Annotated in this window: 19 protein-coding genes and 1 riboswitch; of the genes, 4 read left to right on the forward strand and 15 right to left on the reverse strand. The window is 70.8% G+C overall.

Annotated features, from left to right (window positions below; genetic code table 11):
• The coding region (locus Psi01_RS21560) for a DMT family transporter (protein WP_204065883.1) at nucleotides 1–1,066 on the reverse strand (1,066 nt) is incomplete at its 3' end.
• 160 nt (nucleotides 1,067–1,226) lie between these two features.
• On the opposite strand from Psi01_RS21560, the gene Psi01_RS21565 reads away from it, so the two are divergent.
• Nucleotides 1,227–1,523 (forward strand): hypothetical protein, encoded by a 297-nt coding sequence (locus Psi01_RS21565; protein ID WP_204065884.1) that lies wholly within the window; start codon nucleotides 1,227–1,229, stop codon nucleotides 1,521–1,523.
• 63 nt (nucleotides 1,524–1,586) lie between these two features.
• Here Psi01_RS21565 and Psi01_RS21570 read toward each other — a convergent pair whose 3' ends face one another.
• The 12 genes from Psi01_RS21570 to Psi01_RS21625 form a co-directional block, all read right to left on the reverse strand.
• Nucleotides 1,587–2,573: a phosphotransferase family protein gene (locus Psi01_RS21570; protein ID WP_204065885.1), complete on the reverse strand. Its 987-nt coding sequence runs from the start codon at nucleotides 2,571–2,573 to the stop codon at nucleotides 1,587–1,589.
• A 35-nt stretch (nucleotides 2,574–2,608) separates the two neighbouring features.
• Nucleotides 2,609–3,505 (reverse strand): aldose 1-epimerase family protein, encoded by an 897-nt coding sequence (locus Psi01_RS21575; RefSeq protein WP_204065886.1) that lies wholly within the window; start codon nucleotides 3,503–3,505, stop codon nucleotides 2,609–2,611.
• A gap of 99 nt (nucleotides 3,506–3,604) precedes the next feature.
• Nucleotides 3,605–4,612 carry a LacI family DNA-binding transcriptional regulator gene (locus Psi01_RS21580; protein WP_204065914.1) on the reverse strand — a complete coding sequence of 336 codons (1,008 nt, stop codon included), beginning with the start codon at nucleotides 4,610–4,612 and terminating at the stop codon, nucleotides 3,605–3,607.
• Between the two features lie 33 nt (nucleotides 4,613–4,645).
• Nucleotides 4,646–6,070 (reverse strand): GH1 family beta-glucosidase, encoded by a 1,425-nt coding sequence (locus Psi01_RS21585; protein ID WP_204065887.1) that lies wholly within the window; start codon nucleotides 6,068–6,070, stop codon nucleotides 4,646–4,648.
• Complete coding sequence (locus tag Psi01_RS21590; RefSeq protein ID WP_204065888.1) at nucleotides 6,067–6,948, reverse strand: carbohydrate ABC transporter permease; 882 nt, start codon at nucleotides 6,946–6,948, stop codon at nucleotides 6,067–6,069. The genes Psi01_RS21585 and Psi01_RS21590 overlap by 4 nt, the downstream gene beginning before the upstream one ends.
• Entirely contained in the window at nucleotides 6,945–7,925 is a 981-nt protein-coding gene (locus Psi01_RS21595) for a carbohydrate ABC transporter permease (protein WP_204065889.1), read from the reverse strand. Before Psi01_RS21595 ends, Psi01_RS21590 begins: the two co-directional genes overlap by 4 nt.
• An 82-nt stretch (nucleotides 7,926–8,007) precedes the next feature.
• The gene (locus Psi01_RS21600; protein ID WP_204065890.1) at nucleotides 8,008–9,345 is read right to left on the reverse strand and encodes an ABC transporter substrate-binding protein; all 1,338 of its coding nucleotides are present in this window, start codon (nucleotides 9,343–9,345) and stop codon (nucleotides 8,008–8,010) included.
• An 888-nt stretch (nucleotides 9,346–10,233) separates the two neighbouring features.
• On the reverse strand, nucleotides 10,234–11,043 hold the full coding sequence (locus Psi01_RS21605; RefSeq protein WP_204065891.1) for a calcium-binding protein: 810 nt from the start codon (nucleotides 11,041–11,043) through the stop codon (nucleotides 10,234–10,236).
• Nucleotides 11,044–11,369: 326 nt separating this feature from the next.
• Nucleotides 11,370–12,068 (reverse strand): CHAP domain-containing protein, encoded by a 699-nt coding sequence (locus Psi01_RS21610; protein WP_239127907.1) that lies wholly within the window; start codon nucleotides 12,066–12,068, stop codon nucleotides 11,370–11,372.
• 61 nt (nucleotides 12,069–12,129) lie between these two features.
• Nucleotides 12,130–12,265: riboswitch (cyclic di-AMP (ydaO/yuaA leader) on the reverse strand.
• A 229-nt stretch (nucleotides 12,266–12,494) separates the two neighbouring features.
• Complete coding sequence (locus Psi01_RS21615; RefSeq protein ID WP_275424587.1) at nucleotides 12,495–13,322, reverse strand: aldo/keto reductase; 828 nt, start codon at nucleotides 13,320–13,322, stop codon at nucleotides 12,495–12,497.
• 25 nt (nucleotides 13,323–13,347) lie between these two features.
• A complete protein-coding gene (locus Psi01_RS21620; RefSeq protein WP_204065894.1) occupies nucleotides 13,348–13,926 on the reverse strand; it encodes a TetR/AcrR family transcriptional regulator in 579 nt (192 codons plus the stop codon).
• Between the two features lie 15 nt (nucleotides 13,927–13,941).
• Nucleotides 13,942–14,814, reverse strand: a complete 873-nt coding sequence (locus tag Psi01_RS21625; RefSeq protein WP_204065895.1) for an oxidoreductase — start codon at nucleotides 14,812–14,814, stop codon at nucleotides 13,942–13,944.
• Nucleotides 14,815–15,038: 224 nt separating this feature from the next.
• On the opposite strand from Psi01_RS21625, the gene Psi01_RS21630 reads away from it, so the two are divergent.
• Nucleotides 15,039–16,058: a hypothetical protein gene (locus tag Psi01_RS21630; protein ID WP_239127908.1), complete on the forward strand. Its 1,020-nt coding sequence runs from the start codon at nucleotides 15,039–15,041 to the stop codon at nucleotides 16,056–16,058.
• 11 nt (nucleotides 16,059–16,069) lie between these two features.
• Nucleotides 16,070–17,290, forward strand: a complete 1,221-nt coding sequence (locus tag Psi01_RS21635) for a DUF6716 putative glycosyltransferase (RefSeq protein ID WP_239127909.1) — start codon at nucleotides 16,070–16,072, stop codon at nucleotides 17,288–17,290.
• 101 nt (nucleotides 17,291–17,391) lie between these two features.
• Here Psi01_RS21635 and Psi01_RS21640 read toward each other — a convergent pair whose 3' ends face one another.
• Together Psi01_RS21640 and Psi01_RS21645 are read right to left on the reverse strand one after the other, a co-directional pair.
• On the reverse strand, nucleotides 17,392–18,717 hold the full coding sequence (locus Psi01_RS21640; RefSeq protein WP_204065898.1) for an alpha-2,8-polysialyltransferase family protein: 1,326 nt from the start codon (nucleotides 18,715–18,717) through the stop codon (nucleotides 17,392–17,394).
• 43 nt (nucleotides 18,718–18,760) lie between these two features.
• A complete protein-coding gene (locus Psi01_RS21645; RefSeq protein WP_204065899.1) occupies nucleotides 18,761–19,690 on the reverse strand; it encodes a glycosyltransferase family 2 protein in 930 nt (309 codons plus the stop codon).
• 248 nt (nucleotides 19,691–19,938) lie between these two features.
• Between Psi01_RS21645 and Psi01_RS21650 the strand changes: the two genes are divergently transcribed.
• Nucleotides 19,939–20,802 (forward strand): SDR family oxidoreductase, encoded by an 864-nt coding sequence (locus tag Psi01_RS21650; RefSeq protein WP_204065900.1) that lies wholly within the window; start codon nucleotides 19,939–19,941, stop codon nucleotides 20,800–20,802.
• Nucleotides 20,803–21,382: the final 580 nt, after the last annotated feature.

Genomic DNA, 21,382 nt, shown 5'->3' on the forward strand with positions numbered 1-21,382 from the left:
CGGCAGGGCCACGGGACTCGGCAGGGCCACGGGACTCGGCAGGGCCACGGGACTCGGCAGGGCCACGGGACTCGGCAGGGCCACGGGAATCGGGCCCGGCGGCTTCCCCGGATCCCGGCCCTGCGGTCTCCCGGGATCCCGGCTCGGCGCTCTCCCCGCGCCGTTCCCGCCGCAGCCCGCCGGGGGCGCGACCGTGCCGGCGGGCCTCGTCCGGGGAGGACAGGACACCCCAGACCGCTCCGGCCAGCACGATCGCGCCACCGGCGAGCTGCGACGCGGACAGCAGCCCGTCCAGCAGCAACCAGGCGGCGACCACCGCGACCACGGGTTCGAACATGCTCAGAAGCGACGCGCGCACCGGGCCGAGCGCCGAGGACCCCACGAAGAACAGGCACATCGCGATCACGGTCGACACGATCCCCACGACCGCGGCCCAGCCCCACCCCGCGGGCGCGAACCCGAGGTCCGGCCCGCCGCGGGCCAGCTCCAGCAGCAGGAAGGAACCCGTCGCGAACATCGCCAGGTAGGCGGTGGTGACCGCCGGTGACAGCTCCGCCGACACCCGGCTGCCCACCACGACGTAGCAGGCGTACGCCAGGGCGGACCCGACCGCCGCCAGCAGGCCGACCGCGTCGAGCCCGGCGTCCAGGGGCCCCACGACCAGGGTCAGACCGGCGAGCGAGACGAGCAGCGCGCCGGTGACGGACCAGCCGGGCGGGGTCCTTCCCGCCGCCGCCATGATGACGGAGACGAGCGCCGGATACAGGTACAGCAGCAGGACGGTCAGGGCCGGCGAGATGCGCTGGACCGCGGTGAAGTACAGCAGCGACTGGGTGGCGTACACGCCCCCGCCCAGCAGGGCGAGCAGTCCCCACTGCCGCCGGGTCGGGCGGACCATCCGGCCGCGCAGCCCGAGCCACGCCAGGAACACCGCCGCCGCCGCGGCGAAGCGCAGCATGAGCAGCGTCGTCACCGCCATGCCCGTGTCGTACGCGTAGGACGCGAAGACCGGCATGAGCCCGAACGCCGCGGCCGAGACCAGCGTCGCCGCGACACCACGCCGCATCGGCATCCCACCTCCGGGGAGCCATTGTGACCGACGGGTAGCCCGGCGGCACCCCCTCTGAACAGGGATATCGCCACTGTGTCATTTCGCGTGCTCAGTCGGTTACATCTCGATAGGCAGGGGTAACGATACGTACGAACCATCATCGGGGGGTTGAGAAATGATCAGCATGCTTCACAAGATGGGCGTGAAGTCCGGCATGATGTACGCCGCCGGAATCGGCTCGATCGGCCTGTCCTTCGTCTCGTGGCTGACGTCGAAGACGGCCGAGAACGCCGGTCTCGATCGGGCCGACCGCTGGGGCATCTTCATCGGCGAGTGGGCGCCGACCTTCTTCGCGATGGGCATCGCCCTGCGCATCGAGGAGACCCACAGCAGTAACGCCCAGACGGCGGAGCGTGAGATGTTCGACAGCTCCTACGCCGAGGGCAGGATGCCGTCGCACGCCCGGATGTAGCCGGGACGGAGCACATCACGGGCCGTGCCCTCGCCGAGGGCGCGGCCCGTGGCGTGTCCCGGGTCAGGCGGCGGGGGAGCCCAGGAGCTCCAGGGCCCGGACGACCGAGGCGGCGCTGTTGTCGCGCAGGGGGGCGTACTCCTGCTCGGGATACTGCCGGGGCCCGTTCTCCACGAGCAGGATCAGGCCCAGATAGAGCCGGTAGCAGGCCATCCGCAGACGCGCCGCCTCGTCGAAGGGCACCACGCCGCCCGCCTCGCGGTAGCCGGCCACGATCTCGTCGGTCTCCCGCAGCTCACCGAAGATCGTCGGGGTGACGAAGTCGGCCAGCGGGTCGCCCCAGAACGCGCGCTCGTGGTCGATGATCGCCTGGACGCGGGGAGCGCCGTTCGGCGGGCCCGGGGTGAGGAAGACGTTGCCGGGCCAGACGTCGAAGTGGACCAGGCGGGGCGAGGTCACCTCGTCCAGGGCGCCGGCGCGGGAGCGGACCGCCGCCATGATCTCCTCGGCCGTGGCGGGCAGCGCGATGTCGTAACGCCGGGCGTCGTCCAGGAGCGCCCCCACCATCGTCAGGAAGGCCGAACGCCAGGTGGGCCCGGTCAGCCCGGCGTGCGGGTAACCGTACACCTCGCCGGTGACGGTGTGCAGCCTGGCCAGGTGCCCGCCGACCTCCCGCCACAGGTCTCCGGTCTCGGGCGGCTTGGCGTGGTTCCACGACACCCCGTCCAGCGCGGACAGGATCAGGTAGTCGCCGCCGAGCACCGGATCGTCGAACCCGGCGCACAGCAGCTCGGGACCCGGCAGGGGGGCCAGGCCGTAGACCATGGCCTCGGTGCGCAGCAGGTCGCGCTCGTAGCGCAGCTGCTCCAGCTCCGGCGGGGGCGACAGCTTGAGCACCACCTCGCGGCCGTCGCCCAGGGTCAGCCGCCACACGGCGTTGGCGAAGCCGTCGGTCAGCTCGGCCGAGGAGACCACTCCGGTCCCCATGGCCCTGCGCAGCAGCGCGTCGAGCTGGCCGGGGGTGAGAGACCGTTTGGTTTTGCTGTCCATCGCCGTCCTCTCCGGGGGGGTGCACCCGCCGGGTCTCAGCAGGGAGAGATCGTCCAGGAGTGCTCGGCCTTGTCGCCCGGCTGCAGCACGATCAGGTCCGTACCGGAGTTGTAGGCGTCCGGCGGGCAGCTCATCGGCTCCACGGCCAGTCCCGCGTAGCCGAGCCCGGTCCCGGTGCACACCTGCGCCCAGGGCATCGAGGCGGCCTCCCAGGCGATCTCGACGCCTCCCTCCGGGCCGCGCACCCGGATCCGGACCAGCCCGTCACCGTCCGGGACGAGCCCGGCGAAGGCGTGGTCCACGGGCGTGGCGCCGATCGCACGCGGCGTGCGGAAGTCGTACGGCGTCGCGGCGACGTCCTCCAGCGAGCGGGGGAGCAGCAGGTCGTCCACCAGCAGCACCCGCTCGGCGGGCACGTGCAGCTCGTAGTCCTCGACGACGGGCCCGGCCAGCAGCCAGGGGTGCGGGCCGGCGCCGTACGGCGCGGCCTCCCGGCCGATGTTCTCGGCGGTCAGCGTCGTGGTCAGCCCCTCGGGGGTCAGGGCGTACAGCACCTGCAGGGCCAGTGTGAACGGGTAGCCGGGGACCGGGGTGATCGTGTGCGTCAGCCGTACCGAACCGTGCCCGTCCCGCTCTCCGGACCACTCCACCATCTCCCAGTCGACCTCGGCGACCAGCCCGTGCAGGGCGTTGCCCAGGTTCTCCTCGTTGACCGGCAGCCGGTGGGTCCGCCCGGCGAAGGAGTAGCGGGCGCCGCCGACGCGGTTGGGCCAGGGCGCCAGCAGCGTGCCGCTGTAGCAGGGGATGGGGCCGTCGGCGGGCCAGCTCGCCACCAGGTCGCGCTCACCGTGACGGAGCACGCGCAGGGCCGCGGCCCGCTCGGTGATCTCAGCGCTCAGGGCGCCGCTGCGGAGGGTGAACTGCCGGGACACAGGGGTCCTTTCGCCGAGGGGGACGGGGGAGGGTGGTGGGAACACAGGGAGACAGCGGTCATCCGGGGACGCGCGCGGGGTGTCCGGGACGGACGCCGATCACGCGGAGTCCCGCTCGACCAGGTGGGTGTCCAGGATCACCACGGGCTGCTCGAGCTGCTCGCCGTTGATCCGGGCGACCAGCAGGTGGGCCATCTGCCGTCCCATGGCCTCGGTGGGCTGGTGCACGCTGGTGAGGGTGGGCGAGGAGTGCGCGGCCGCGGGGGAGTCGTCGAAGCCGATCACCGCGACGTCGCCGGGGATGCTCCGGCCCGCCTCGCGCAGCACGCGTATCGCGCCCAGGGCCATGGGGTCGGAGGCGGTGAAGACGGCGTCCACGTCGGGATTGCGCTCTAGGAGAGCGCGCATGGCGATCATGCCGCTCTCCTCGCTGAAGTCGCCGTAGGCCACCATCTCCGGGATCCCGGTGGCCAGCAGCGCGTCGCGGTAGCCCGCCAGACGGTCGACGCCCACGCCCATGTCCTGCGGACCGGCGATCGTGGCGATCCGGCGCCGGCCCTTGCCCAGCAGGTACTTCACCGCCTGCCGGGCGCCGGCCCGGTTGTCCACGTCGACGTAGCTGTAGGGGTCCAGGCCGATCGGGCGGCCGCCGATGACGGTCGGCACGCCCATCTCCTCCAGCCGTCCGGGCAGGGGGTCGGCCCCGTGCAGGGAGATCAGCAGCACGCCGTCGACGTGCTGGCCCGTCAGATAGTGCTCAAGCCGTTCGTGTTCCTGCTCCGACTGGGCCATCGCCAGGATGAGCTGCAGACCGGTCTCCGACAGCGCCGATCCGATCCCCCGGATGGTCCCGGCGAAGTAGGGCTCGTCGAAGACCCGCAGCTCCGACTCGGAGACCACGAGGGCGACGGTGTCGGTGCGCCGGGTGACCAGGGCCCGGGCGGCCCGGTTGGGGACGTAGCCGAGCTCCTGGATGGCCCGGTGCACCGCGTCGCGCGCCTTCTCGCTCACCTTGGGTGAACCGTTGATGACCCGCGACACCGTGCCACGGCCGACACCGGCCAAGGCCGCGACCGCCTCTAGCGTCGGACGACGGTCGCCGTTCATCTGCTTCGCCCCCATGGATGGACTCGTAGCGTCTTATTCTGCCGGACCGTTCAGGCCTCCGCGCCTGATGGTCCCGGAATACCAGAGAGCGCTCTCTTTCGGAACCCTGCGCTGGGTTCCGTAATCGACGTGAACCAGTCCGAACCGCTTGCCGTAACCCCAGGCCCACTCGAAGTTGTCCATCAGCGACCAGGCGAAGTAGCCCTGCAGCGGCACGCCCGCCTCGATCGCGGCGTGGCAGGTGCGCAGGTGCGCCTCGATGTAGGCCAGACGCTCGTGGTCCAGTACGGCGCCGGCCTCCGTCACGACGTCGTCGAAGGCCGCGCCGTTCTCGGAGATGACCAGCGGGACCCGCGGGTACTCCCGGGCCAGGCGGAGCAGGATCTCGTACAGCCCGGAGTCGTCGATCTCCCAGCCCATGGCCGTGACCGGCCGCCCGGCGTTGACGAACGACACGTGCTCGCTGCCCACCCACGGCGAGCCGCTGTCGGTGGGGGCCGCCGCCGCCGAGGCCGCGCCGCCCGGAACCCCCGAGACGGTGAAGCGGCTGTAGTAGTTGATCAGCAGCATGTCCAGCGGCACCGAGATGACGTCCATGTCGCCGTCGCGGACGAAGTCGGCCATCGGGCCCAGGTCCTGCAGCACGTCCTCGGGGTAGGCGCCCTTCAGCAGCGCGTCCAGGAAGAACCGGTTCTGCAGCCCGTCGATGCGGCGGGCGGCGTCCACGTCGGCCTCGGAACCGGTCTGCGGGGAGATCGCGTAGAGGTTGACGCAGCCGCCGATCCGGGTGTCCTGACGCTGGGCGCGCATGGCCTGCACGGCCAGTCCGTGCGCGCGCAGCAGGTTGTGCGCGGCGTGCATGGCCTTGGCCGGCTCGCGCCGTCCGGGGGCGTGCTCCCCGGAGGCGTAGCCCAGGAAGGCCGCGCACCACGGCTCGTTGACCGTGCTCCAGTTGCGCACCCGGTCGCCGAGCGCGTCGTGCACGATCGCCGCGTAGTCGGCGAAACGCTGGGCGGTGTCGCGGGAGGGCCAGCCGCCCGCGTCCTCCAGGGCCTGGGGCAGGTCCCAGTGGTAGAGCGTCACCCAGGGGTCGATGCCCTTGGCGAGGAGCTCGTCGACCAGCCTGCTGTAGAAGTCCAGGCCCTTGACGTTGACGGCACCGCTGCCGTCGGGCTGGATCCGGGGCCATGAGACGGAGAACCGGTAGGCCCCGAGGCCGAGGTCGGCCATGAGCGCGACGTCGTCGCGGTAGCGGTGGTAGTGGTCGATGGCCACATCGGCGTTCTCGCCGTTGACCACCCGGCCGGGCTGACGGACGAAGGTGTCCCAGATCGAGGCGCCCCGACCGTCCTCGGAGACGGCCCCTTCGATCTGGTAGGCGGAGGTGGCCGCTCCCCAGGCGAAGTCGGTCGGGAACACCAGGATCGGGCTCTGAGTATGCGTCTCTTGCGTGGTCACGCCTTGACCGCACCTTCCATGAGGCCGCCGACGATCTGACGGCCGAACAAGATGAACACGACGAAGAGGGGGAGGACCGAGGCCGCCGTGCCGGTGAAGAGCATGACGTAGTCGGTGCCGTGCGCCTGGTTGAGCGCGGCGATCGAGGTCTGCACCACCGGGTTGTCGGGGTTCAGCACGATCGACGGCCACATGAACTCGTTCCAGTTCTGCATGAAGGTGAGCAGAGCCAGAACGGCCATGCCGGGGCGGACCGCGGGCAGTACGACGCTGGCGTAGATGCGCATGGTGGAGGCCCCGTCGACGCGGGCCGCCTCGACGAGCTCGTCCGGGACCGCCTGGGTGGTGTACTGCGTCATCATGAAGACACCGAAGCCGTTGACCAGGAACGGCAGGATCACCGCCTGGATCTGACCGGTCCAGCCCAGGTTCACCATCATCTCGTACAGCGGGACGATGCCCATCTGCTGCAGCGGGACCATCATGGTCAGCAGGATCGAGCCCAGCAGGATCTTGCTGCCCCGGAACTTGAGCTTGGCGAAGGCGAAGCCGGCCAGGGTGGAGATGAGCACGACCGAGACGGTCACCGTCGTCGAGATGATGATCGAGTTGATCAGTCCGGTGGCGAAGTGGGCGTCCTCGGTGCTGAGCAGCCGGCTGACGTTGTCGCCGAGGTTGCCGCCGGGCAGCAGCGGCGGCGGGGTGTCCAGGGCCTCGTCGTTGGTGCGCGTGGCCATGATGAACATGTAGTAGATCGGGAAGGCCGACAGCACGAGCGCGAAGGCGAGGACCACCTTCGTCAGCGGGCCGGCGTCCCAGATGCGGTTGGCCGCCGAAGCGGGCTTCGCCGGGCGACGGCGGGTCTGGATCGCGGTCACTTGTTACCCCCGATCCGGCGGGTGAAGGAGTAGTTGATCAGGATGCCGACGAGGATCAGCGCGAACAGCATCCAGGCGGCCGCCGAGGCGTAGCCCATGTCGAAGTCACGGAAGGCCTCCTTGACGATGAACATGGCCACCGTCTGGTACTGGCCGGTGGCGCCGCCCGCCATCGTCGGGTTTCCTTCGAACATGACCGGCTCGGCGAACAGCGTCAATCCACCGATGGTGGAGATGAAGACCACGAAGACGAGCGTCGGGCGGAGCATCGGGATGGTGATCTGCCAGAACTGCCGGCGGGGCGAGGCGCCGTCGAGGGAGGCGGCCTCGTAGAGGTCCTTGGGGATCGTCTGCATGGCGGCCAGCAGGATGATCGCGTTGTAGCCGGTCCAGCGCCAGTCGATCATCGTGGAGATGGCGATCCACGCCGTCCAGCTCTGGTTCTGCCACTCGATGGGCTCGACGCCGAAGAATCCGAGGAACCAGTTGATCATGCCGTAGTCACGGCCGTAGAGCTGGGTGAAGACCACCGCCACCGCGACGACCGAGGTCACCAGCGGCAGCAGGATTCCGAGGCGGAAGAAGAGCCGGCCCCGGATGCGCTTGTTGAGGGCGTTGGCGAGCATCAACGCCAGGATGAGCTGCGGGATCGTGGAGATGACGAAGATTCCGACGGTGTTGACCACCGCGTTCCAGAAACCGTCGTCGGCGATCAGCTCGACGTAGTTGTCGATGCCCAGGAAGGTCTTGTCGCCGCCGAGCTCCCAGTCGTGCAGGGAGGCCCAGAGGGTGTAGCCCAGGGGGAACAGACCGAAGAGGGTGAACAGCAGGAAGTACGGCGAGACGAGGAAGTACGGGGTCGCCCGGAGGTCGAACCTGGTGAGGCCGCCCCCGCCCCGTCCCGTGGCCCGGCGTCCGGACGACCGGCGGGGGCCGGGGCGCCGCGCGGGGGCGGGAGTGTCGATGTTCAGAGTCATCGGAGAGCCTTTCAGCGCAGGGCAGGCGACGGGCCCGGCGGCGGGGTGGCCGCCGTCGGGCCCGTCGATCGGGGAGAGGGGATCAGCCCGCTGCCTTGGTGCCGGCCTCGACGAACTTGGTCCACGCCTCGGCGTAGGGGATGGAGCCCTTGTCCATGCCCTCCAGGACCTTCTCCGCGGCGGTCTTCACCTGAGCGTGCTTCTCACCGAGGAACACGGGGAGCAGGTTCGCGGTCGAGTCGCCGAAGATCTTGCCCACCGGGGCGTCGTTGAAGAAGGCGTTCTTCTTCTCGGAGACCTTCGGGTCCTGCTGGCCGGACAGGGAGCTCGGGAAGGCGTTGGCCTCCTCGAAGGCCAGGACGTGGCCCTCCTTGCCGGTCAGGAAGTTCAGGACCTCGGCGGCCTCCTTGGGGTGCTTGCTCTGCGAGGGGATGGCCAGGTAGGAGCCGCCCCAGTTGCCGGCGCCACCGGGAACCGCGGCCACGTCCCAGTTGCCCTTGTTCTCCTCACCGGCCGCACCCTCGATCACACCGACCATCCAGGCGGGGCAGCCCATGACGGCGAAGCCGCCCTTCTTGATGGCCGCGTTCCACTCGGGGGTGAAGGAGGCGAGCTTGGCGGTCAGGCCCGCCTCGCTGTAGGCCTTGACGGTGTCGAAGGCCGTCTTGATCGCCGGGTTGGTCTCAATGATCAGCTGGTTGCTCTTGTCGAAGTAGGCGACGTTGCCGTTCTTCGGCGCCTCCTGCGACAGGACCGTGTTGTAGAGGGTGTTCGGGCCGTCGAGGAACTTGGCGTCCTTGACCTTCTCCTGGAACTTCTTGCCGGTCTCCATGAAGGAGTTCCAGTCCGGCCAGAGCTTGCTGACCTCGTCACGCTCGCCCGGCAGGCCGGCCTTCTCGAACAGGTCCTTGCGGTAGCACATCGCCATGCCGCCGATGTCGGTGCCCAGAGCGAAGAGCTTGCCGTCCTTGTTGATGCCGTTCTCCCACTTGGCGGCGGGGAAGTCGCTCTTGCGGTCCTGCAGGCCGTACTGGCCCAGGTCGGTGAAGAACTGCGGACGCTGGGCCATCAGACCCATGGCGCCCTCGTCGATGCCGACGATGTCGGCGGTGCCGCTTCCGGCCTGCAGCTTCTGCAGCAGCTGGGGCAGGTAGACATCCTCGAAGCGGTCGGTCAGGTTCTGGTACTTGACCTGGATGTTGGGGTGCGCGGCATTCCACGTCTCGACGGCCTTGTCGTAGCCGAAGTTCTCGCCACCGCCGAAGGTGTGGACGGTGATGGTCACCGGCTCGGCGGGGGCGGCGGAGCCGCCGCCGGCGTTGCTGGCAGGCTCGTCAGAGCCGCAGGAGGTCAGCGCCAGGGCGGTGGCCGCCGTGACGGCGATCGCGGCGAGCTTGCCGTGCCGCTTGTGGTTCAACATTCCGGACCCCTCTCAGGTGGTCGCCCGAATCGATGGGAGGTGGCATCGCAGACCCGTCCCCGACAGCGTGGTCTGCGATGGGATGGATCGTCAGCGTTTTTGGGAGCGCTCCCACGAAGAGTGGACGATGGGCAACCAGGCCGTCAATATGCCGAAACTCAAACGTTACATCGAGGCCATATTCGCAGGACAGACGGGTATCTTCGACCTCATACCGCCCAACCGGGTGTTTGGGAGCGCTCCCATCACGGAGGTGTCATCAGGTCGGTTACCGGCCCATATGCCGCTTCGAAGGCTTGTGATCACTGTGTGACGCAGGTGGTCCGGGTGCCCGGGGCGCGGCGGTGGGCCGCGGGAGATGTTTGGACGCGCCGGCGGTGAGAAGGAGGAGAGGTTCGGATGTGCCGGCGGTTCGGCGTCCGGTCCAGTGCCGATTCATGGGGCCGCGGTGAAAGCGCCTGGGAAACGATCCCGGATAACCGGTCCCGGATGATCTGTGCGAATCGACGGAGAAAGCCGGTGGAATCGATTTCCTGCCGGCGGACCTCGGATTCGCTGAATTCGGGCTGAGCCGGTCCGGTCCTTTCTCCGGGGTGAGCGGGCTTCCCTCTGGGGCGGATGGGCCTCTCATCTTCGGGGGTACGGCGGCCGTGGTGACCGGCCGGAAGCGCTCTGCCGGAGAGCCTGATTGCCATTCGTCCCTCTCGCGGAGATCTCACGGAGGCGGGACGAATGGCGAATGTCAATGACTGTGCGAGCGGAAAGCCGTCCGCGGGATAAACGCTGGGATATGCGGCCGGAGAGGACCTTGGACAGCGCTCTCCGGCGGAAGTCGTGATGTTCTCCGGTGGCAGGTGCGGCTCCCCTGGGAAGCGCACCCGCTGTCGATCACCGGTTGACGGTCTCGCAGCCGGTCGGCTGGTCGACCGCGTCGGCGTCCGCGATGTCGCCGGTGCCGCCGCCGCAGTTCACCGCGGAGTCGATGCCTCCGTCGTCGGCCACGATGCGGTCGTTGCCGCCGTTGGCCGTCAGGCTGTCCCTGCCGCCGAGACCGTTGATGATCTCCGGCGCGTTGTCGCCCTCGATGGTGTCGCCGAACTGGCTGCCCACGACGACCTCGATGTCGCCGAGCACCTTGTCGCGGTCGATGTTCCCGCCGGCGTTGCGCCCGTCGTTGTTGACGGCGTCCTTCCTGATGAAGACGCTGACGTTCGCCTGGGCGTAGCTGACCATGTCGCTGGAGCCCGCGCCGCCCTGGTAGGTGAGGGCGGTGCCGCCGCCGGTCGACAGGCCGGCGTTGAAGACGTCGGAGCCGTCGCCGCCGACGACCGCGCCGGTGAGCGGGACGCGGGCGGTGAAGGTGTCGTTGCCGCCGCCCAGGTTCGCCGACAGGCCGGTGACACCGGTGCCGCAGTCGACCACCTTGGAGTTGACCTGGTTACAGCCCTTGCCGGGGGTGGCCTTCAGGGTTCCGGTGGTGTTGGTCACGCGGAAGACCGAGCCCGCCTTGACCACCTCCACGGTGTCGTTCACCGCGGTGCTGCCGGGCTGGATCGTGATGGCGCCGGACACGCGCTCGACGATGAGGTCGCCGGGGGCGGCGGCCTGGCCGGTGCCGGGGACCGAGGCCAGGGCGGCGACGAGGCCGCCGAGCATGGTCAGGCGCAGCGCGCCTCGCTTGAGGCTGAGGGTGTTCATGTTCGCTTCCTTCTATGAGATGGAGTCGGGAGCGGGCTGAATCGAGCCCTGCTCACCTTTCGCCCTCATGATCTGAAGGAAGGCCGCTCCGCATCTGCGCAAAACTGCACATTTCACGGGCTTTTCGATAGGTAAAGATCCTCACTGTGATCTTGGCCATGCCGTCCGGAGCGGTTCGTGCCGCGCACGTGAGCCGGACGGGGGCGCGTGACGGGGCCGGGTGGGGGCGCGTGACGGGGCCGGGTGGGGGCGCGTGACGGGGCCGGAAAAGCGTGAAGGGGTACGGCTCGCGTAAGCCGTACCCCCCGGATGTGACGGGCGGGAGATCAGCCCAGGTAGACCGGGTAGCCGTAGCCGACGACCTGCGACTTGGGGCGGATGCGCTGCTCGACCTCGCCGTTGCCGGTGTTGCCCTCGACCGTGATGATCGTGCCGTCGCCGTTGTCGTGCTCGACGAAGCCGACGTGGTCGATCCCGTAGACGCTGTCGCCGCCGTTCCAGTCGAAGAAGACGACCGCGCCCGGCTCGGCCTTGGTGCCCCAGCGCTTGTTGTTCTTGAACCACTCGGCGTGGGTGACGGTGTAGGCGTCCCAGCCGACGACCGGCCGGATGCCGGCCTGCTCGCCGACCCAGGAGACGAACATGTCACACCAGGGGGCGTTGGCGTAGCCCCGGACGTTGCCGCCGTCACGCGCGATGGTCTCCTTCACCCGGGGGGAGCTCATGTACCAGGAGTGGAACTTGGTCCCTCCCCCGGAGGAGTTCTCCTTCACGCCGATCTGCTCCTTGGCGATGGCCAGCAGCTGCCGGGCCGAGACCTTGGGCAGTCCTTCGGCGATGCTCAGCAGGGGGCTGCCCGACGTCTTGGCGGGCGCGGAGTTCGCGGCGGAGACCCAGGAGAGCTGGGGAACCTCGGCGGCGGGGGCGTTCAGCGGGTTCTGGGCGCCGGTGCCGGCCAGGGCCGGGGGCGTCATGACGGCGCTGCCGGTGACGGCGAGCGACACACCGATGGCGACGCGGGCCATATGGCGCTTCTTGGCAGGGGAAATGCGGCGATGCTTGCCCATAGAGGGGTTCGACTCCTTGATCGGCTTCCATTTCGCCTACCGGGTTAGCTGACGGGTTCGGGCTGGGAAGTGCCCTACAACGGCGAGCGCGTTGATTCACCCCGGAAAACCTGGGTTCCCGGCTCCGCGTGATGCGGATTCGGCGTCCGTGTACCTCCCATCGGCAGGAGTTCCGACCTGGTGAGTCACGGTGCGGCAAGGGTCGGGTAAACGACGGCCCGGAAATTCCCCGCAGTGTTTCCGTACGGCACGCAAAGGCGAAGGAGACGGTAAAAGCCGGGCCCGGCCGGAGAACCGGCCGGGCCGCGGAGAAGGAGCCGGACGGGCGTCAGCCCGCCTGGTCGAACGTGGCGGGGTCAGCCCGTCCGGTTGAACGTGGCGGGGTCAGCCTGCCCGGTTGAACGTGGCCGGGTCGGGGCCCAGCCGGGTGCCGGTGTCCAGGGCGGCGATCGCGGCCATGTCCCCGGCGTCCAGCTCGAAGCCGAAGACGTCGAAGTTCTCGGCGATCCTGGACGGCGTCACCGACTTGGGGATCACCACGTTGCCCAGCTGCAGGTGCCAGCGCAGCACCACCTGGGCCGGGGTCCTGGCGTGCTCGGCGGCCAGCTCGGCCAGGACCGGCTCGTCCAGCAGCCCGCGTCCCTGACCGAGCGGGCTCCAGGCCTCGGTGAGGATGCCGTGCTCGGCGTGGAAGGCCCGCAGCTCGGCCTGGGGGAGCATCGGGTGCAGCTCGATCTGGTTGATCGCCGGGACGACCTCACCCTCCTCGAGCACGTGCTCCAGCTGCTCGACGGGGAAGTTGGAGACCCCGATGGCCCGGACCCTGCCGTCGGCGTAGACCTTCTCCAGGGCCCGCCAGGTCTCCACATACTTGCCGTGGGCGGGGAGCGGCCAGTGGATCAGGTAGAGGTCGAGATAGTCCAGGCCGAGCCGGTCCATGCTCGCGTCGAAGGCGCGCAGGGCGCTGTCGTAGCCGTGGTCGTCGTTCCAGAGCTTGGTGGTGATGAACAGCTCCTCGCGTGGCACGCCCGAGGCGCGTACGGCGCGGCCCACACCCTCTTCGTTGCGGTAGAGCTTGGCGGTGTCGATGCTGCGGTAGCCCGCCTCGATCGCGGTGGCGACCGCCACGGCCGCTTCGGCGTCGGGCACCTGCCAGACGCCGAAACCGAGCTGTGGCATCCGCACGCCGTTGTTGAGAGTGACGAATTCCATGGTCGTCATACTCTCGTACCGGTCGTCACACTCCCGCGCCGGTCCAGGAGCGGATCAGCGGCAGCAGCGTCCCGTCGACCGCCTCCTCGGCGAACTCCCGGTCCAGCGGCTCGCCGGTGACCAGCAGCCGGTGCCAGACCAGCGCCTCGACGACCGTCCTGAGCCGTGCCGGATCGATCCGCCCGACCGGCTCGCCCCGCTCGCGGGCCCGTTCGATCAGCGGGGCGGTGCCGGTGACGTCGGGACGGCGCAGGTTGCCGCGCAGGGCCGCGGCCAGGGAGGCGTTGGTGAGCAGAGAGGGAAGGAGGCCGAAGATCATGTCGTGCCTGCGCCGCAGGACCTCGCAGAATCCGGTCACGGCTCCGACGAGGTCCTCGCGCATCGAGCCGGTGTCCGGCGGCGGCGGGACGTCGATCTTTATGTGGTTGCAGATCAGGTCCGCCACCAGGGCCTCCTTGCCCGGCCACCGGCGGTAGATCGTGGCCTTGCTGGCGCTGGCGCGTCTGGCGATCTGGTCGATCGACATCCGGTCGAACCCGACCTCCGAGAGCAGTTCCTGTGTCGCGTCGAGGATGGCGCGCTCACGGGACGGGTCGAGACGCAACGTGCCTCCGATGTGCTACTGGTGCCGGTCGAGCATCTCGAATCGTACGCCGGTGAGCTTCTCCGACTCCTCCCACAGGCGCCGCGTCACCTCCTCGTCCAGCGCGTGCGGCCTCGGCTGGAGCTCCTTCGGCCCGGGGCCGATGAACTCGCCGCCGTGGACGGCCGGGGAGGTGGCCGCGTACAGGGTGGGGACCGCGCCCTTGTCCGGCGTCTGGATCAGCAGCCGGCCGAGCGCCGCGATCGGCCTGGTGAGCGGGCCGAACTTCACGATGCCGGTCATCGTCGTGCCCGGATGCACGGCCACGCTGATCAGCCGGTCCTGAGCCCGGCGCTGGAGCTCGCGGGCGAACATCAGGTTGGCCAGCTTGGAGCGGCCGTAGGAGGAGAACCTGCGGTAACCGCGCTCCAGGGCCAGATCGTCGAAGTCGATCCTGCCCGCGGCGTGCGCGTCGCTGGAGACGGTGACGACGCGGGCGCCGGGCCTGGTCAGCAGGTGCGGCAGCAGGAGCCCGGTCAGCGCGAAGTGCCCCAGGTGGTTGGTGCCGAACTGCATCTCGAAGCCGTCGACGGTGGTCTGCCGGGGGATCAGCCCGATGCCGGCGTTGTTGATCAGCAGGTCGACCGGTTCGTCCACCTCCGCGGCGAAGGCGCGCACCGACGACAGGTCGGCCAGGTCCAGCCGCCTGAGCTCGATCCGGGCCTCGGGAACCCGCGCCGTGATCTCTGCGGCCGCGGCGCGGCCCTTCCCGAGGTCGCGGGCGGTCATGATCACCCGGGCGCCGCGCGCGGCCAGGACCCGGACGGTCGGTATGCCGATGCCGCTGCTGGCGCCGGTCACCAGCGCGGTGGAGCCTGTCAGGTCGGGGATGTCGGCGGGGGTCCACATGGCGTGCTCCTCGAATGGGCGGATGCAGTGTACGGAACCGTTTCGTACACCACGCTACGGCGGCGCCCCCGGCCCTGCAAGCCTCCGCCCCCCGCAGGCCCTCTCGCCTGCCGCCGCCGTACCGGGTGGCGCATATGGGTGTAGGCGGTTGTTCACCTGCGGTTCCCGGGCGTGTAAGGCCGCCGGGCTACGGTGAGGCGATCGTGAACGGGTCATCGCCCGGCGTGGACGAATACGGTCGGGACCACGCGCGGAAGCAGGGTTCGGCCGTCGCCTGGGTGGAGTCCCCGCTGCAGATGCTCTGCGCCGTGGAGGCCCACCACGCCGGGCTGCTGGGCGACCGTACCCGGCTGGTGCCGCGGGCGAAGCTGCGCCCGCTCACCGTCACCGGCCGCGAGCTGTCCCGGCTCGCCCTGCCGGACGGGCTGGAGCTGGCCGGGCCGGAACCCGGCATGCCCCGGCCGCCCCACCGCCGGACCTGGGTGGTCGGCGACGCCTTCTCCGGGAAGGTGCAGGTGGGCTGGCTGACCGCCTTCCCCCGCCGCATCGTCGTGGTCGACGACGGGCTGGCCACCATCAGACTCCTGGAGCTGCTCTCCGGGCGGGTGGGCACGCCGCTGCTGCGGGCCCGGGCCTCCGCCGGTCCGCTCAGGACCGCGCTGGGAGCCGCCGCCGGGCTGCGGCTGCGCGCCGCCGCCAGATCCGGCAGGCTGTCGATCTTCACGGCGCTCCCGGTCCCCGCCGAGCTGGCGAAGGCCGTACAGCAGACCGGGGCCGAGCTGGTCACCCACGACTTCTCCTGGCTGCGCTCCCAGCCGCTGCGCAGGCCCCGTCCCGAAGAGCGCACCGTCGTGCTGGGCACCTCGCTGGTCCGCAACGGGCTCATCCACCGCGACCGCTATCTGACCTGGCTGGCCGGCCTGGGCGCGGCCGAGCCGGTCGCCTACTTCCCGCACCGCCGGGAGGACCCGGACGATCTCGCCCGGGTCAGGGAGCAGCCCGGGATCAACGTCTACGGCGGCGGCGCCCCCGCCGAGATGACCCTGCGCGGCCTGGCCGCGGAGCAGCGGGTGCTGAGCCTGCCCTCCACCGCGGTCACCTCGCTGCGGGTCCTGCTGGCGGCCCGCGGCGTCGCGGTGGAGACGGTGGAGGTCCCCGAGGAGTGGTGGACCCCCCGGGCGGCGCCGTCACTGCGCTCCCACCTTTCCATGTTCGCCCATCACGACACGGGAGTAACCCGTTGAAAGTCCTGGCCGTGGCCGACTCGGATTCCTACCTGAAGTGGGCCGCCTGCCTGCTCGCGGACCTGCCCGCGGGTTGTACGGCGGAGCTGACGGTGATCCGCACCCCCATCACGCCGTCCCCGGCGCAGATCCACGCCGCCGTCGCCGGGACGCCGGGGTACGGGACCTCCGGGGGGACGGCCGACCCGGCGGTGCTGTCCGCGCGGGCGCTGCGCCGTACGGCCGAACGCCTGCGGCCCGACGCGGTGCTGGTCGCGTGCACCGGGCCGGTGGTCGACATCCTGGTCGCCGAGGTGCTCGCGAACCTGTCGCCCCGGCCGGTGTTCGTGACCGGGCTGCCCGGGATCTCGGTCCCGGCGACCGAGAAGGCGTGGCTGTTCCGCAGCGGCTGCGACCTGTTCGTCCTGCACAGCGGGCGTGAGGTCGAGGAGTTCTCCGAGATCGCCCGGCGGCTGGGCGGCGGCGGCCGGGTGGGCCTGGCCCGGCTGCCCTTCCTGCGCGGCCGCGCGTCCGGTGGAGACCTTGCGGGCGGCGTGGCCCCCGCCGGGCCGCGCGACCGCGTCGTGTTCGCCACCCAGGCCAAGGTGCCCCGGCGGCGCGAGGAACGTGAGCGCATCCTCACCGCCCTGGCCACTCTGGCCGAGCGCCGCCCGGACCTGGACGTGGTGGTCAAGCTCCGCGCGCTGGACGGCGAGCGCCAGACGCACAACGAGCGCTACCACTACCAGCGGCTCTGGCAGGAGCTCGGCGGCCGTGAGGACGCGCTCCGTTTCGCCGCCGGGCCGATGCACGAGCACCTGGACCGCGCGGCCGGGTTCGTCACGGTCAGCTCGACCGCGGCGCTGGAGGCGATCGCCCAGTCGGTGCCGCTGCTGGTGCTGTCCGACTTCGGGGTGAGCGCGGAGATGATCAACCTGGTGTTCGAGGGCAGCGGGCTCCTGGGCACCCTCGACGACCTGGCCATGGGGCACTTCCGTGCCCCGGAGGAGGCGTGGTGCCGGGCCAACTACTTCCACGGCAGCGCCGATGACGACTGGTCGAGCCGGCTGGTCACCCTGGTCGGCCAGGCCCGCTCGGGCCGCCTGGCGCCCGCGCGCTCGCTGCTCGACGGACCCCAGTACGCCGCGGCCCGCCGCCGCGCCCGCCTGCGCGTGGAGGTGCCGCCCACCGTGCTGCGGGCCGGTTACCGGGCCAAGCGCCGGATGCGCCGCTATCTGAAGGCCCTGGGCTGAGCGGCTCCCTGGGGGCGCTGTCCTGATCCCCGGTCCTGGCCCCTTGCAGGCCCGCGCCGGGATCAGGGCAGCGCCGATCAGGACGGATCAGGGCGGATCGATCAGGAAAGGGCCCGCGCCAGGCGGCGGCGGAGTCTGCCCAGCGTGCCGGCCGCCGGGCCGCCGGGGACGGCAGAGACGCCGGAGGGCAGCAGGTCCAGGGCGGCCAGGCGCTGCCGCTTGAAGTAGCGGTCCGGGCCGCAGGCCTCCAGGTAAGCGGCGGCCCCGGTGCGCAGGTCCGGGTAGGCCTCGCTCTGCATGCAGTAGCCGACCGCGCGGACCAGCGCCTCCAGGTCGACCGGCGGGGGTTCCACGAGCGAGCCGTCCGCCTCCAGCCGTGGCAGGAGGGCGTCGGTGATCGTGACGGGGACGCGGTTGCTGTTCTCGTACGGCGTGAGCCGTTCCAGGACCAGTTCCCCTCCGACGGCCGCCGCCTGGAGGCCGAAATAGCGCCGGGCGGTGATCAGGGCGGTGGAGAAGCAGCCGACCACCAGTTCCGGCCGCGCCGAGGCGAAGTACGACTCCGCCGGGACGGTCCCGTCCGCGACGGTGAGGCGGACGCCGAGCTCGGCGGCCGTCTCGCGCAGCTCCATGGCGTGCCGCCGCCCGGCGGCCGGGTGCGGCTTGAACAGCACCGAGTCGAACCCCCTGGCGGCCAGCCCGCGCAGCATGCCGGCGTGCAGGGCGGCCTCCTCCTCCGGAGTGACGATCTCCAGCGCGGACAGGTACTGCCCCAGGATCATCGCGCTCCCGGACCCGGGCGCGTCGGCTCCGAGTGCGTCGGCTCCGGGGGTGCTCTCGCCGGATGCGGTCTCGCCGAGGACGCGCAGGAACGCCTCGTCCGGGATCATCTGCGCCCGCACGCCGTACTCCGACAGCAGCAGGGGCGACAGGCCCGGCACCAGATCGAGGTGGAGCAGCCGGGTGATCCGGCCGGCGATCTCGATGGGCAGCGGGTCGCGGGTCGGGCCGTAGCTCATCAGGCCGTCGGAGTAGACCGTGACGGGGCAGTCCCGCAGCAGCCCGGCGATGGTCCGCGCCGGGGGTACCGCGACGGACTCCACGACCAGCTCGCGCGGGCCGCCGTCCAGGGACAGGCGGGAGGCCAGCAGGCGGCCGATCATCGGGACCTCGATGACCCGCGCCTTCCAGTCCGACGGATGCAGCGGAGCCACGATCTCGTTCCACGACCACACCTCGTCGAAGCGCGGGCGCAGCGCGGCGAACCCGGGCGCCTCGTCCAGCGGGGGCGTGATCTCCGGGATGGCCGCGTTGTTGGACACCAGCAGGATCCGGCGGTCCTCGCGTGGACCGAAGACGCCCTCGTCGACGGCGGCGGCCAGCGTCATCGCGCCGAACAGGGTGGAGGCGTAGAACACCTGGGTCATCGAAGCCTCCGGGACGTACGGATCACGGGACGCGGGGCGTCGCTCATCGGGTCTCCACCAGCCGGCGCAGGGTCTCGTCGCGTTCGGGGTCCAGCCGGGTGGCGTCCAGCAGTTCCGCCGGAAGCCGCCGCAGGGCCGCCGCGCCCCGCTCCTCGAAGCGGGCGCGCAGCTCCGGCGAGAAGCGCTCGCGCAGTTCCAGGTGGTGGGCCAGCAACGCGCAGAACTGGCGGACCGCCTTGGGCGCGAACTCGTCGGGAAGATCGGCGAAGACCAGCTCGAAGGCGTCGAAGAAGTGCAGCTGGCGCGCGTCGCCGATCTGGGTCAGTGAGCCGGACACCATCCGCCGGTAGAAGAGCCCGGCCAGGGAGACCACGGCGAAGGAGCCGGCCTCCAGGTGCAGCCGCCAGATCCACGGCCGGTCCTCGGCGGTGTGCAGGCTCCCGGGGAAGGTCAGCAGCTCGCCCAGGTCGCGGCGGTAGATCCCGGCCCAGGCGTAGGGATAGTCGACCATGGTCCTGGATCGGGCGGGCAGGATGTGCTCGCGCGGTTTGAGCACCGTGTCGCGCACCGACAGCGGGGCCCGGTGGGTCACCCGCTTGCGCCCCTCGGCCTGCACGTGGTCCACCCGGACGAAGTCGCAGTCCAGCCGCTCGATCGCGTCGACGAGGGAGGCCAGATAGCCGGGCGCGAGCCAGTCGTCGCCGTCCATGTACGTCACGTAGCGGCCGGAGGCCAGCGACAGCCCGAGGTTGCGTGCGTCGGCCAGTCCCACCGGGGTCTCGTTGCGCAGCACGATGAGGCCGGGCAGGTCGCCCCGGAAGTCGTCGATGATCTGCCCGGTGGCGTCCACCGACCCGTCGTCCACCACGATGAACTCGAAATCCCGGTGCGCGTTCCTGACCAGCGAGGTCATCGCGTCGGAGATGTAGAGCCCGGCGTCCCGCACCGGGACGACGACCGACAGCTTGATCAAGTTTTTCCCTCGCGGGCTCCGTGCGGATCCGGACGCCTGAACCGTAGCGATCCGCGGAGGTGCGGGGCTGAACACGCGGGGACGCGGCGGTGAACACTGGGAGCGCCGTACGTCCGCGGATCCGGACCTATCGAGGACATGTCCCGTCCTATATCGGTTCTAGCGTGGAGAGAACGATCGGGAACATCGGGAACCCGGCACAAGGGCGATCGGGAATCCGGTACGGCGAGCAGGGAGGCGGACGGGACATGAGGATCCTGGTGACGGGCGCGACGGGATTCGTCGGCCGGAACGTGGTGGGCGGGCTCCTGCGGGCGGGGGCGGAGGTGCGCGCTCTGACCCGCGATCCGGCGGCGGCACGGCTGCCCGGGGCGGCGGAGGTCGTCGGAGGCGACCTGACCGAGCCCGGGAGCCTCGCGCCGGTCCTGGAGGGCGTCGAGCGGATGTACCTGTTCCCGGTCGAGGAGACGGCCGAGGAGGTGATCGGCCTGGCGCGCGAGGCCGGGGTGCACCGCATCGTGGACCTGTCCGCCGCGTCCGTCACCGCCGGCCTGCACACCAACCCGGTGGAGCAGGCGGTCGAGGAGTCGGGAGCGGAGTGGACGCACGTGCGGCCCTGCGGGTTCATGGCGAACATGCTGCAGATCTGGGCGCCGTCCGTGCGCGCCGAGCGCGTCGTCCGCTATCCCTTCGCGGACGAGCCGATGAACCTGATCCACGAGGCCGACATCGCCGACGTGGCCGTGGCCGCGCTGCTGGAGGACGGCCATCACGGCAGGGCGTACACCCTGACCGGGCCCGGGACGATCACCGTGCGCGAGCAGGTCCGGGCCATCGGCGAGGCGCTCGGCGAGGAGGTCCGCTACGAAGAGGTGACGCGCGAGCGGGCGCGGGAGCTGATGAGGGCCCAGGGCGGGTTCGCCGCCGAGAGCGCCGACCTCATGCTCGGCTTCGTGGAGTACGGCGGCGAGCAGCCCTCGAGCGAGGACGGCTACGCCGACCAGGACTGGTCGGCCCTGATGCGGGTGTGGCCCGACGTGGAGAAGGTCACCGGCCGCCCGCCCCGCGACTTCGCCCAGTGGGCCATGGACCACGCCGACGACTTCCGCTGACCGCCGGGCCGCGGCCGGTGCCGGTATGGCCTGCGGTCCGGCCCGTCGGGCCGGTCGCCCGGGATCCGAGGTGGGCCGGTCATATGACGCGCAGCACCGGGTGGGTACGGCGGCGCGGGCCGGCTGACGGGCCCGGCCGTGGAGCATCTCCGTCCGGGTGAGGGGCCCGCCCGTGGGGTGGGTCCGTGGCGGGGCGGGTGTTGCCCACCCAGACTGCGCCGTACGGCAACCCGGGTGAGCACGTGCTGCGGTTGACGTCCTGGGGTCCGGTCCGGCGCCATCGGGAAATCGTGGCCGGGTGACGGGCCGGTCGGCGGCGTGGTGGTGCTCAATCACGGGGACCGCACCCCTACCGGCGTCCGGTGAGGCGAACGCTGTCCCTGGGTAGGCGGTGTCTGCGGTGCGCCTCTCCGGCGAGACGGTCCGGTGCGCGGGGCGGTGCGCGACTCGATCAGCGGACGGATCGGGACGAGAGATCTGTTCACCCGGGCGGGTGGTTACCTGGAGATCGGCCACAACCGCCCCACCCCCTGAGCCCGGTCCGCCTCCGGGGCAAGCGATGTCTTCCCCTTCGTCCCCG

The organism is Paraplanobispora siamensis, assembly GCF_016863175.1.
Lineage (GTDB): Bacteria > Actinomycetota > Actinomycetes > Streptosporangiales > Streptosporangiaceae > Planobispora > Planobispora siamensis.